At 70.7% G+C, this 12,450-nt stretch carries 11 protein-coding genes and 1 tRNA gene; 5 read left to right on the top strand and 7 right to left on the bottom strand.

Annotation, left to right across the window (positions count from 1 at the left end; translation table 11 throughout):
* Nucleotides 1–92: 92 nt before the first annotated feature.
* The 3 genes from Q0R63_RS21315 to Q0R63_RS21305 are packed head-to-tail and all read right to left on the bottom strand — an operon-like array spanning nt 93 to nt 4,035.
* Nucleotides 93–569: a GtrA family protein gene (locus Q0R63_RS21315; RefSeq protein ID WP_295701921.1), complete on the bottom strand. Its 477-nt coding sequence runs from the start codon at nt 567–569 to the stop codon at nt 93–95.
* Entirely contained in the window at nt 569–2,713 is a 2,145-nt protein-coding gene (locus Q0R63_RS21310) for a glycosyltransferase family 39 protein (RefSeq protein WP_295701919.1), read from the bottom strand. The genes Q0R63_RS21315 and Q0R63_RS21310 overlap by 1 nt, the downstream gene beginning before the upstream one ends.
* 44 nt (nt 2,714–2,757) lie before the next feature.
* On the bottom strand, nt 2,758–4,035 hold the full coding sequence (locus Q0R63_RS21305; protein WP_295701923.1) for an MFS transporter: 1,278 nt from the start codon (nt 4,033–4,035) through the stop codon (nt 2,758–2,760).
* Between the two features lie 27 nt (nt 4,036–4,062).
* On the opposite strand from Q0R63_RS21305, the gene Q0R63_RS21300 reads away from it, so the two are divergent.
* Complete coding sequence (locus Q0R63_RS21300) at nt 4,063–4,638, top strand: CGNR zinc finger domain-containing protein (protein WP_295701917.1); 576 nt, start codon at nt 4,063–4,065, stop codon at nt 4,636–4,638.
* 121 nt (nt 4,639–4,759) lie between these two features.
* Here the strand turns inward: Q0R63_RS21300 and Q0R63_RS21295 are convergent, their stop codons facing one another.
* Nucleotides 4,760–6,208 carry a HAMP domain-containing sensor histidine kinase gene (locus Q0R63_RS21295; RefSeq protein WP_295701915.1) on the bottom strand — a complete coding sequence of 483 codons (1,449 nt, stop codon included), beginning with the start codon at nt 6,206–6,208 and terminating at the stop codon, nt 4,760–4,762.
* Nucleotides 6,209–6,449: 241 nt separating this feature from the next.
* Complete coding sequence (locus Q0R63_RS21290; RefSeq protein ID WP_295701913.1) at nt 6,450–7,187, bottom strand: response regulator transcription factor; 738 nt, start codon at nt 7,185–7,187, stop codon at nt 6,450–6,452.
* A 201-nt stretch (nt 7,188–7,388) separates the two neighbouring features.
* Here Q0R63_RS21290 and Q0R63_RS21285 point away from each other — a divergent pair, with 201 nt between their 5' ends.
* The 3 genes from Q0R63_RS21285 to Q0R63_RS21275 all read left to right on the top strand — a co-directional run bounded on the left by Q0R63_RS21285 (nt 7,389) and on the right by Q0R63_RS21275 (nt 9,055).
* On the top strand, nt 7,389–7,739 hold the full coding sequence (locus tag Q0R63_RS21285) for a hypothetical protein (protein ID WP_295701911.1): 351 nt from the start codon (nt 7,389–7,391) through the stop codon (nt 7,737–7,739).
* A 64-nt stretch (nt 7,740–7,803) separates the two neighbouring features.
* A complete protein-coding gene (locus tag Q0R63_RS21280; RefSeq protein ID WP_295701910.1) occupies nt 7,804–8,565 on the top strand; it encodes a dienelactone hydrolase family protein in 762 nt (253 codons plus the stop codon).
* 286 nt (nt 8,566–8,851) lie between these two features.
* The gene (locus Q0R63_RS21275; RefSeq protein ID WP_295701908.1) at nt 8,852–9,055 is read left to right on the top strand and encodes a cold-shock protein; all 204 of its coding nucleotides are present in this window, start codon (nt 8,852–8,854) and stop codon (nt 9,053–9,055) included.
* Between the two features lie 187 nt (nt 9,056–9,242).
* On the opposite strand, the gene Q0R63_RS21270 is transcribed toward Q0R63_RS21275, so the two are convergent.
* Both Q0R63_RS21270 and Q0R63_RS21265 read right to left on the bottom strand, forming a co-directional pair.
* A complete protein-coding gene (locus Q0R63_RS21270; RefSeq protein WP_295701907.1) occupies nt 9,243–9,524 on the bottom strand; it encodes a hypothetical protein in 282 nt (93 codons plus the stop codon).
* Between the two features lie 194 nt (nt 9,525–9,718).
* On the bottom strand, nt 9,719–11,575 hold the full coding sequence (locus Q0R63_RS21265; RefSeq protein WP_295701905.1) for a phosphoenolpyruvate carboxykinase (GTP): 1,857 nt from the start codon (nt 11,573–11,575) through the stop codon (nt 9,719–9,721).
* A 434-nt stretch (nt 11,576–12,009) separates the two neighbouring features.
* On the opposite strand from Q0R63_RS21265, the gene Q0R63_RS21260 reads away from it, so the two are divergent.
* A tRNA-Arg gene (locus Q0R63_RS21260) sits at nt 12,010–12,082 on the top strand.
* Nucleotides 12,083–12,450 lie beyond the last annotated feature (368 nt).

Here is a 12,450-nt window from a genome sequence, read left to right as displayed (position 1 = left end):
GGGGGTTGACGCCCGTTAACAGGGGCGACAACCCCGATGACGCAGCGTCAACCCCCCCGGGGGGGGACGCGCCGAGGGCGACCGTCGGCTGGTCAGGAGCGGAAGATCCAGGTCCGCATCGCGACGAAGCGCACCGCCGTGGAGACGACGTTGGCGGCCGCGACGGTCAGCACGGCGAGCGTGGTCGACGCGTGCGGCGTCCACACGGCGAGCAGGGCCAGGGCCCCGCTGCTGAAGGCCCACGTGACCGCGAAGATGGTCAGCGACTGCAGGTGGTGGCGGGCGATCCCGTCGGCCCCCCTCACCCCGAAGGTCCACCGGCGGTTGGCTGCCGTGTTGAGGACCGTTGCGACGAGGAGTGCGGCGACGTTGGCCGGCTGCGTGCCGAGCGGCGCGTGCAACAGGGCGAAGAGGCCGAGGTTGACCACCGTGCTCGCCACCCCGATCGTGGCGAAGCGGGCCAGCTGCCCCCCCAGGCGGGGGCGGCCGGGCGCCGCCTCCGCCGGGCTGGGCCGGGTGCCCTCGAAGCCCCCGGTGCTCTCGGTCCTGTCGATGGCCGAGGTCATCATCAGGTCGCGGTAGCGGTCGACGTGGCCGTCGCGGCGGCCCCGGAGACCGGCTGGGTCAGGTCGTAGAACGTCGTGCCGCCGATGGAGACGGAGGTGTAGTTCGCCTGCACCCAGGTCGAGATCTGCGAGGCGGCGTTGCTGCCGCCCGCGCCCTGGCCGCCGAAGCCGCCGCCGGCGAGGAAGTAGTGGATCTTGCCCCCCGTGACGTCCTGCTGGAACTCCGCCAGCGTCGGCGACGGGTCGCTCCCGTTGAACCCACCGATGGCCATCACCGGCAGCTGCGCGCCGAGCTGGAGGCCCGCGGCGTTCTGCGAGCCGATCGCGGCGGCGACCCAGGTGTATTTCGCCGAGTCCTGCGACAGGGCCGCGACGACGGTGGTGTTGGGGGTTGCGGCATCCAGCAGGCCACCCATCCCGCCGCCGCGGGTGCCGGTGATGCCGGGAACGCCGGTCGTGCCGGGAGCGCCGGTCGTGCCGGGAGCGCCCGTGGTGCCGGGAGCGCCACCGCCGAAGCCACCCGGCGGGGGCTGCTGGGTGCCGGTGCCGCCGGCGATGCCACGCGGCATACCGCGGAAACCGCCGCCGCCTCCCGGCCCGCCGCCCGCGCCGGCGATGCTGGGGCCCGCGTCGACGATCGAGCCGGAGTGACCGACGGAGACGGTCTGCGCGGCGTAGGCGGCGGGGCCGAGCAGTCCCGCGAGCAGGGCCGTGACGACGACGACGGGCACCGCACGGCGGTGGACCCGGGAGAGGAGGACGAAGCCGACGGCCGCAGCGATCCCGAGGGCGAGGACGACGACGCGCAGCCAGGAGTTCCAGTCGCTGCTGCGGGACAGCAGCAGGAAGGACCAGACGCTCGTGACCGCGGTGACGCCGGCCAGGGTGAGCCAACCGATGACGGACCCGCGGTGCTCCCTGGCCTCCACGGCACCCATGCCGACGAGAGCGGCGATGGCGGGTGCGAGGGCGACGGTGTAGTAGGCGTGGAAGATGCCGGCCATGAACGAGAACGTCAGGAGGGTGACGAGCAGCCAGGCGCCCCAGACGATGTATGCCGCGCGGCGGGCGTCGGTGCGGGGCCGGCGGCCGCGCAGGAACAGGCCGACGGCGAGGAGCACGAGGGCCGCGGGGATCAGCCACGAGATCTGGCCGCCGATCTCGGAGTCGAACAGCCGGGTCAGGCCGGTCGCCCCCCAGTTGCCGCCACCGCCGGCGCCGCCACCCCCGACGGAGCCGGTCTCGGCGCCGTTCAGGCGACCGAGGCCGTTGTAGCCGAAGGTGACCTCGAGGAACGAGTTGGTCTGCGAGCCGCCGATGTAGGGGCGCATGCTCGCGGGGACGAGCTGCACGATCGCGACCCACCACCCGGCCGAGACGACGATGGCGATCGCGCCGAGGACCGTGTGCCGGATCCGCCGGCCCAGCGAGCCCTTCGCCGCGACGAGGTAGGCGAGGGCGAGGCCGGGGACGACGAGGAAGGCCTGCAGCGTCTTGGTGAGGAACGCGAGACCGATGAAGACGCCGACCACGATGAACCACGTGGGCGAGGACTTCTCGATCGACGTCATCGTCGCCCAGGCGGCCAGCACCATCAGGAAGGTGAGCATCGCGTCGGGGTTGTTGAAGCGGAACATCAGCACCGCGACCGGCGTCAGCGCGAGGGTGGCCCCGGCGATCAGGCCTCCGGCGGCGCCGAAGTGCTTGCGCACCGTGGCATAGAGGACACCGACGCTCGCAACGCCCATGAGCACCTGGGGTAGCAGGATCGCGAACGAGCTGAGGCCGAAGAGCCGCACCGACAGGGCCATCGCCCAGAGGGACGCCGGGGCCTTGTCGACGGTGATCGAGTTGCCGGCGTCGGAGGAGCCGAAGAAGAAGGCCTCCCAGCTCGTCGACCCGGCCTGGACGGCCGCGGAGTAGAAGGAGTTCGCGTAGCCGCTCGAGGTCAGGTTCCAGAGGTAGAACCCGGCGGTGAGCACGAGGAGGCCCCAGAGGGCCGGGCGGGCCCAGGCGGGGTCGGTGTCGGGCCCGCGCCACAGGCGCGTGCCGAGGTCGGCGGTCCGCCGGGGCGCGCCCGGCGTGACCTCACGGGTGGGCCCGGGCTCGGCCTCGGACGCGTTGCGGTTCAGGATGATGGATGCCATGAGTCCCAAGGTCGGGCCGGGGACTGTGGGGTCCCTGTGACGCGTCAAGGACGAGGCGATGAGGGTCCGGGGGGCGTCCTGCAGACACGCGACAGGAGGGGCTGGGCCGCGGCGAGACCGAGGGCCACCAGCGCGAGCAGCCCCCAGAGCAGGGGTGGGCCACCCGCGACGAGCAGCCGGGTGCCGAGCAGCGGGGCGAGGACCGTCGCGAATCCCCACGACAGTCCGTATGCCGCGAGGTAGCGTCCCCGCGCCCCCTCCGGCGCCAGCCCCGAGACGATGCTCCACGCGTGTCCCAGGAGGACCAGGTCGCCGACGCTCCAGAGGACGGTGGCGGCGGTGAAGCCGGGGAGACCCGTCGCGAGGCCGGTGGCGGCGAGCCCGGCGGCGAGGACGGCATACCCGATCGCCATGGTGCTAAATGGGCTGGTGGAGAACGGTCCCCAGCGCAGGAGCGGCTGGCCCGCGACGACGGTGACGGCCGAGACGGTGAGGAGGAGGCCGGCGTCGCCGACGGGGAGGCCGCGGGCGACGACGGTGAGGGGGAGGGTCGTCACGAGCGCCATGTAGAGCAGGGCGAAGAGGGTGCCGGCAGCGAGCATCGCGAGGAGGCGTCGGTCGCGCCACGGGCTGCGGTCATCCGCTGTTGCGGCCGCGGCTTCGCTGGTGAGAGGGACCACTTCCGCGGACGCAAGGGTCGTGAGGTGGGGCCGGACCACGGTGACCACCACCACGGCGCAGACGAGGCACGAGGCGGCGTCCGCGACGAGGAGCCAGCGCAGGCCCACCCCGGCCAGCCAGGCCGCCAACAACCCGGCCGCAGCGCCGGCCCCGGCGAGGGCGGCCGCGAGGAGCCCGAAGGCGGCGGGGCGCGAGGCGTCGTCGGTCAGGTCGGCGACGAGGGCCTGGCTCGGGGGTTCGTAGAGCTCGAAGGCCAGCCCCAGCAGGACGACGCCGACGACCGCCCCGGCGAGGGTGGGGCTCGCCGCGATGAGGAGCTGGGCTGCCGCGCACCCGACCAGCCCGAGGCAGATGGTCGGGACGCGGCCGAGGCGATCGGCGAGCACGCCGCCGGCGAGCCGCGAGGGGATGGTGGCGACCCCGAAGAGCGCGAGCAGCGACCCGGCCGCCGTGACGGACAGGCCGAACTCCTGCCCGAGGACGACGGCGAGGAACGGCAGGGTGAAGGCGCCGACGCGGTTGACGGCTCGGGCAACGACGAGGGCCCAGACGGCGGGCGGGAGGTCGCTCGGACGCGCTGCCCTGGTGGACGTGGTGGACCCGACCCCGCCGTAACTGTCATCATAGGTTTTGTCAGTCATCACCCGGATGACGCTAGGCGATGGGGTGTGACTGGTCAAGTGAAGTTCGACAGTCATGTGGAGGCGCTGCTCACCGCCGCGGTCGGTCTGGTCAACCTTCTGACCCCCGGCCACGACGGCACGTCGGTCGTGGACGTCCCGACCGGCTCTCGGCGGACGGCCGCAGTGGGTGACGTCCTGCTCTCCCAGGGTCGCCGCAGCCGGGTCACGGCCGCGGACGCCACCCGGCTCGGCGTGGTGGCCGGCCAGCTGCGAGAGGTGTTTGCCGCTGCCGACCGGGGTGACCTGGACCGCACCGCCGGCCTGGTCAACGAGCTGCTCGAGTCCACCCGGGCCCGGCCGCGGCTGGACCGTTTCGACGACGGCTGGAGCCTGCACTTCCACGGCCCGGACGACGGGGTCGTCGTCGGGTGGTCAGCGGGGTTCGCGTCGGCGCTCGCGCTCTGCGTCGGCAGCGAGTATGCCGGCCGGCTCGGCGTCTGCGCCGCCACGCCCTGCGACCGCATCTTCGTCGACGGGTCGAAGAACGGGACGCGCCGGTTCTGCGGGGCCCGCTGCCAGAGCCGGGTCAAGGCCGCGGCCCACCGGTCGCGGCATACCTGACCGGCAACGTCCGCGTGAACGCGACACCGGTGTCCCGTCGGCGCGGACGCAGTGGGTATGCCGCGCGCAACGTCCGCGCGAACGCGACACCGGTGTCCCGTCAGCGCGGACGCAAGCGGGCTCAGGCCGGCAGCAGCACCGAGAACGTCGTGTCGCCGGGGCGGCTGTCGAGTCGCACCGTGCCCCCGTGGGCCTGGACGACGGCCGAGACGATGGAGAGCCCGAGCCCGGTGCTGCCGCCCGCCCGGTTGCGTGAGGTGTCACCGCGGGCGAAGCGTTCGAAGACGTGCGGTTGGAGCTCGATCGGGACGCCAGGACCGTTGTCGTGCACCGTGATTCGCGCCCGGTCACCCTCCTGGGCAAGACTCGTCCGCACGACGGTCCCGGGCGCGGTGTGGGTGCGGGCGTTGGCCAGCAGGTTGGCCACGATCTGGTGCAGCCGCGCGCCGTCGCCCCGGACCTCGACCGGCTCGTCCGGCAGGTCGAGCTGCCAGGAGTGCGCGGGGGAGGCCGCGTGGGCGTCGCTCACGGCGTTGACGACCATCTCGGTGAGGTCGACGGGCTGGGCGTCGAGCGGCCGCCCGGCGTCGAGGCGGGCGAGCAGCAGCAGGTCCTCGACGAGGGAGGTCATCCGGATGGCCTCCGACTCGACCCGACCGAGGGCATGGCTCACCGTCGCCGGGACGGGCTCGCGCTCCCTCTTGGTCAGCTCCGCATACCCCCGGATCGAGGCCAGCGGCGTCCGCAGCTCGTGGCTCGCGTCGGCGACGAACTGCCGGACCCGCTGCTCGCTCTCCTGCCGCGCCTGCAGGGCCTCGTCGACGTGGTCGAGCATCTCGTTGAGGGCGGCGCCGACCTGGCCGACCTCCGTGCGGACGTCGGTGTCCTCCTCGGGCACGCGCTCGGCGAGGGCGACCTGGCCCCGGTCGAGCGGCAGCTGGGCCACGCGCGTCGCCGTCGCGGCGACCCGGTCGAGGGGTCGCAGCGCACGCCGGACGACCCACAGCCCACCGATGCCCACGAGGAGCAGGCCGATGATGGTCGTCAGGCCGGCCACGATCGCCATCTGGGAGACGGTGCGCTCCTGCGGCCCCAGCGGCAGGCCGATGATGACGGTGGCGGAGTTGGTCTGGTCGCGGCCGGCCACGAGGCGGTAGTCGCCGAGGGGGGAGCCGAGGTCGACGGTCTGAGCCGCGCGGCCGAGGCCGTTGCCGAGCAGGCTGATCTGGGCTGAGGTGAGAGTGACCCGCGTGCCGTCGGAAGTGGTGGCGAAGTTGTCGAGGACGGTGTTGTTCGAGTCCGCCACGATGAGCCGCAGGCCGTCATTGCCGGGGCCGCGACTGTGGTTGTTGGGCGACGGGGCTGCTGGATCGTCCCCGCTACCGCCCGGTCGGAGGAAGTAGCCGTCGAGCTGCTGGTCGACCTGGCCGACGAGCTGGCTGCGGAGCGTGAGCACCGTCGCTGCGCTGGTGATCACGGTGATGATCAGAAAGAGGGCGAGGGTCGAGGCGACCAGCTTGGATCGCAGGGTCCAGGAGGAGGGATCCCGCAGGGTCTGCCCGATCCGCACGAGACGCGAGGAGCGTCGTGGCCGAGGAGAATCGGCTGAGGGAACCAGCGGGTTCCCGAGGGCCTTCGGACCACGTACAGGCTCACCTGCGGGGCCGGACGAGACCTCGGCCGGACGCGGCATACCGGCGTCTCCCGCCCAGTGGACCTGAGGTACTCCGGGTGCCTCGGTGACCGGCTCCGGCAGCCCGTATGCCGCGGGCTCGCTCGGGTGTCCCGCCCCGGGGTCGAGAGTGCTCGGCTCAGGCGGCCGGCTTGAGGACATAGCCCACGCCTCGCATCGTGTGGATCATCGGCTCACGCCCCGCGTCGATCTTCTTGCGGAGGTAGGAGATGTAGAGCTCGACGACGTTGGCCTGGCCACCGAAGTCGTAGTTCCACACGCGGTCGAGGATCTGCGCCTTGGACAGCACCCGCTTGGGGTTGCGCATGAGGTAGCGCAGCAGCTCGAACTCGGTCGCGGTGAGGGTGACGTTGACCCCCGAGCGGGTGACCTCGTGGCTGTCCTCGTCGAGGGTGAGGTCGCCGACGACGAGCAGCGACTCGTCGTCGTCCGCGGCGACGACCGCGGTGCGGCGCATCAGGCCGCGCAGTCGGGCGACGACCTCCTCGAGGCTGAACGGCTTGGTGACGTAGTCGTCCCCTCCGGCGGTGAGGCCGGCGATGCGGTCCTCGACGGCGTCCTTCGCGGTGAGGAAGAGGACGGGGATCCGGTCGTTGTGCTCACGCATCCGGCGCAGGACCTCGAGGCCGTCCATGTCGGGCAGCATCATGTCGAGGGCGACGGCGTCGGGCTCGAACTCGCGGGCGGCGCGGACGGCGGCCATCCCGGACTCGGCCGACCTGACCTCCCAGCCCTCGTAGCGCAGCGCCATGCTGAGGAGCTCGGTGAGGTTGTGCTCGTCGTCGACGACGAGGACCCGGGGCGCCGACCCGTCGGGGCGCTGGAGCTTCTGGGCCTTGGTGGATGCCTTGTTCATGATGTCAACATTCCCTGCGTCGTCTTGGTGTGTGGTGTGGCGTTCCTGTGGCCTTCCTGTGGACGTCGCCGCGGCCTCCAGCATCCCGATAATCCGGCCACAGGTCCAGCACAGGGGAGCGCGGGAGCGTGGTCGGCCGGCGCCCTGTCCGGCGCGTCCGGCCTCGTGCGCCTCGTTCTTCGACCATCGAAAGGCCTCGTCGTGACCCAGCAGCCGCATCCTCTGCTCCCTCCCCAGCGTTACCCGCAGGACGCCGTGGTCGTCCAGGACGCAGTCGTAGCAACGTCGCTCGCGCCCCTGAGGTGGTCGGGCCGACGCACCGCCGCGATCGGCGCGCTCGTCGTCGCCCTCACCACGATCGGCGGTCTCACCGCCGCTGCGGCCAGCCCGAACGGCATCGCAGCCCCGACGCAGACCGGCACCGGCTTCGGCCCGGGGGCGGGACGTGGGGGCTTCGGCGGTCCGCAGTTCGGTGGCCAGCATTTCGGCGGCCCCGGTGGTGTGCCGGGTGCTCGTCCGGGCCTGCCACCAGGCACACGCCAGGGCAGGTAACAGACTCCTTGATCGGGCCGACCCCGGCAGCTTCACGCCCAGCGAGCGCGATTATCGTGCGCTCATGAACCTCATCGAGATCGCCGTCCCCGACGGCACCGACGGCTCCCGTCGCACGGCGGAGGCCTACGTCGCGCGCCCAGACTCCGGCTCCGGCCCAGGAGTCCTGTTCTTCATGGACGCCATCGGCATCCGCCCCCAGATCGCGGCGATGTGCGACCGCATCGCGAGCTGGGGCTATGTCGTCCTCGCGCCAAACCTGTTCTACCGCAACGGTTCCGTCGAGGAGGTCGGTCCCCGCACCGACCTCACCCAGCCCGGCGAACGCGAGGCCTTCTTCGCCCAGGCCATGCCCCGGGTCCACGGACTGACGAGCGACCAGGTGGTGCCGGACATCGCGGCATACCTCGACGCGCTCCACGGCCTCGACGGCGTGACCGGCGAAACGGTCGGCGTGACGGGTTACTGCATGGGAGCCCGCCTCTCGGTCCGGGCGGCGACCGGCCATCCCGAGACCGTCGTGGCCGCAGCCGGCTTCCACGGTGGCGGTCTCGTCACCCCTGAGCCGGACAGCCCGCACCTCGGAATCCCCTCTGCCCAGGCCGAGTTCGTCTTCGGGCACGCCGACAACGACAGCTCGATGCCACCCGAGGCGGTCGCCGCGATCGGTGGGGCGCTCGCCGCCGCCGGGCTCACGGCGACCAACGAGGTGTATGCCGGGGCCCCGCACGGCTACTCGATGGCTGACACCTCGATGTATGACGAGGCCGCGGCAGAGCGCCACTTCACCACGCTCCAGGGACTGCTAGCCCGCACCTTCTCCTGAGGCGGAGGTCGCGGGCGGTGGGCCAACGCGCTCGCCGCCCGGGACCTGCACCCGGACCTGAGGCAGAAACCGTCGATTCTCAACGCGCACTCAGCCGCCGTGGTCTGCTACGTTTGTCTTGGTTGCAGTTCATTCCTCGCACGTCGAAGACAGGCCCGCCATCGCGCGGGTCTTTTTTTTGAACAAGGGCTCCCCGGTCTGACCGGATGCCTGTGGGACAGAGTTGCAGCTGGGGATTCGCGAAGTGCGTCGCCCCATCGCTCACACCAAGAAAGAGTTACCCCACATGGCACAAGGCACCGTGAAGTGGTTCAACGCTGAGAAGGGCTTCGGCTTCATCGCCCAGGATGGCGGCGGCCCGGACGTGTTCGTCCACTACTCCGCCATCGAGAGCAACGGCTACCGTTCGCTCGACGAGGCTCAGCGCGTCGAGTTCGAGGTCACGCAGGGCCCCAAGGGCCCGCAGGCCGAGAAGGTTCAGGCGATCTGATCCCCTGGTCCTGACGGACTTCTGACCATCGCGTCAGCAGCGACGCCCCCCGGCTTCGGCCGGGGGGCGTCGTCGTGTCCGACTCGGGTCTGATCGACCCGTCCCGAGCACGCAACCGGTAGCCCGCCGCCCGATCGGCCGTGACGTGGAGCAGCCAGGCCAGCGCAACGACGTAGAGCACCGGCGCCTATACCTCGGACGAGACCGCCGCGGCCACGAGGACGACGAGCGGTCCCCAGATCCGGTGCAGCAGGTTGTATGGACGCACGGCAGCAGGCGGCAGGTGGCCTCGCTCATGAGCGGAGCTGGCTCCCACCACGAGGGCGAGGTCGGGACCGACGACCCCGACGACGAGGGCGACCCACGTCCACCCGCCGTGCTTGGACACCTCGAGGAGGAGGCCGATCACGAGGCCCATCGAGAGGGCGGCATACGCAATGCGCCTGAGAGAGATGCGTCTGGGGGACATGAGCGGCTCCTAGAGGTGACAACACAGGGCGAGAGCACTGCTCTCGCTCGTGAACCTAGCGAACCGGACCGCGAGAAACAAGAGCACCGCTCTCACAAACGTGGAGCCACCCCACCCACACGCACGAAACGCCCGCCTCTTTGAGGGGCAGGCGTTTCGACGTGCCGGCGGGACCGGCATACGGGATGGGTCGGTCAGGCCAGACCGAGACGCACCTTGAGGGTGTCGAGCTCGAGCTGGAGCTGGGTCGGCAGCTCATCGCCGAACTTGGCGAACCACTCCTCGATCTTGGGGATCTCGGCCTTCCACTCCTCCTCGTCGACGGCCAGCGCCCCGGCGATCGCCTCCGGCGTGAGGTCGAGGCCATCGGTGTCGAGCGACTCCGGCGTGGGGACGTAGCCGATGGCGGTCTCGACCGCGGCGGCCTTGCCCTCCATGCGCTCGATGGCCCACTTCAGCACGCGGGAGTTCTCGCCGAAGCCGGGCCACAGGAAGCCGCCGTCCTCGTCTCGACGGAACCAGTTGACGTAGAAGATCTTCGGCAGCTTGGTGGCGTCGGCGTCCTTGCCGACGTTGATCCAGTGCTGGAGGTAGTCGCCGGCGTTGTAGCCGATGAAGGGGAGCATGGCCATCGGGTCGCGCCGGACGACACCGACGGCGCCGGTCGCGGCGGCCGTCGTCTCCGAGGAGAGCGTGGCGCCCATGAACGTGCCGTGGATCCAGTCGCGCGACTCGGTGACGAGGGGGACGGTGGTCTTGCGTCGCCCGCCGAAGAAGATGGCCGAGATCGGGACGCCCTGGGGGTCGTTGTACTCGTCGGCGAGGATGGGGCACTGCTCGATCGGCGTGCAGTAGCGGCTGTTGGCGTGCGAGCTGAGCTCACCCGAGCCGGGCGTCCAGTCCTCGCCCTTCCACGACGTGGCGTGGGCCGGCTCGTTCTCCAGCCCCTCCCACCAGACGTCGCCGTCGTCGGTCAGGGCGACGTTGGTGAAGACCGAGTTGCCCTTCTCCATGGTGCGCATCGCGTTGGGGTTGGTCAGCTCGTTGGTGCCGGGCGCGACGCCGAAGAAGCCGAACTCGGGGTTCACGGCATACAGACGACCGTCCTTGCCGAAACGCATCCAGGCGATGTCGTCACCGAGGGTCTCGACCTTCCAACCGGGGACGGTCGGGGCGAGCATCGCGAGGTTGGTCTTGCCGCAGGCGCTGGGGAAGGCAGCGGCGATGAAGTAGACCTGCTGCTCGGGCGAGGTGAGCTTGAGGATGAGCATGTGCTCGGCGAGCCAGCCCTCGTCGCGGGCGATGACGGAGGCGATCCGCAGGCTGTAGCACTTCTTGCCGAGCAGGGCGTTGCCGCCGTAGCCCGAGCCGTAGGACCAGATCATCCGCTCCTCGGGGAACTGGACGATGTACTTCGTGGAGTTGCACGGCCACTTGACGTCCTGCTGACCGGCCTCGAGCGGGGCCCCGAGGGAGTGGAGCGCGGGCACGTAGTCGGCGTCGAGCTCCTCCATCCGGCGCAGGACGTTGACGCCGGTGCGGGCCATGACGCGCATCGAGACGACGACGTACTCACTGTCGGTGATCTCGACGCCGAACATCGGGGGCTCGCCGTTGAGGTGACCCATGACGAAGGGCACGACATACATCGTGCGGCCCTTCATGCACCCGGCATAGAGCCCGCGCATGAGGTCCTTCATCTCGCCCGGGTCCATCCAGTTGTTGGTGGGGCCGCTGTCCTTCTCGTCCACGGAGCAGATGTAGGTGCGGTCCTCGACGCGGGCGACGTCGGTCGGGTCTGAGGCGGCATAGAAGGAGTTGGGCTTCTTCTCCTCGTTGAGGCGCACGAAGGTGCCGGCGGCGATGAGCTTGTCGGTCAGCCGCGTCCACTCCTGCTGCGAGCCGGTGACCCAGACCACCTGGTCGGGCGTCGTCATGGCGGCGACCTCGTCGACCCAGGCCTGCAGCCGCTTGTGGGTGGTCCCTCCCACGGGCACATCCGGCGCGTATGCCGGGTCTGTCGTCGGTGTCTCGCGCTTGGTCTCCGCCATGGTGATGCCCAATCCCTTTCGCCCCGGTCCCGTCGATCCCCGCAGAACCCGGCTCTGTCGCGTTTGGTGGTGGCTCCGGACAGCCGTTGTCCACATGCTGAGCGCCTGATCTGGTTAAGGTACGCCCGGCGAAGCGCTCAGGTGAGCCGGATGTGGTGAGGTGCTCTGGTGAAACCAGTCACAAAGTCCCAGCATGTCCGCCCCCTGTCGGGTTCTTGCAACTTCTTGCTGCAAGACCGCGAAACCCCCTGAGAAGATTGAGGATTCGTCATACGGGTGCTGACCCGGTGCGGGACCCATCAGGGCTCGAGCGCCGTATGCCGCGGCCGTGGCCCGGGGTGGGTCCCGGGGGTCCGAACCGATTTCGTGCGGCCCGACCGACGCGGTAGTCTTACCCGTCGTCGTGCTCGTCTCGCCACGGGCACGACGATCTGGCGCCCGTAGCTCAACGGATAGAGCATCTGATTACGGATCAGAAGGTTGGGGGTTCGAATCCCTCCGGGCGCACGCTGTGTTGAGACAGACGACTGGGGCCCTGACCTGCGGAGATGCGGTCGGGGCCTTACTCGTGTCTGGAAGTTCCCTGCCGCGCTTCCTGCCCCCGAGAATCAGATGGGCACAGTCACCCCTGACGGCCCAGGGGATGACGGACAGGACCGGGTCTTCGTGGTCTTGATGGGCACAGGGCTCGCCGATCGTCATCCGGTAGCGGCGGTCGGAGGCCGGCGCCCGCGGTACGGATAGACCGGTCCGCGGCCAGGGGAGACCACCGCCCTGGCGGCGGTGTCTGACGCAGTCACCTTGGCCCGCGGGCTCATGCCGATGAGCGGATGGCAGCCGGCAGCCGGGTCGTGGGAATGCCCTTGCTGAATCCC

The organism is Lapillicoccus sp. (genome assembly GCF_025353065.1).
GTDB lineage: Bacteria > Actinomycetota > Actinomycetes > Actinomycetales > Dermatophilaceae > Lapillicoccus.
Note: the sequence above shows the minus strand (reverse complement) of the source record. Positions and strands in the feature narration are given on the sequence as shown.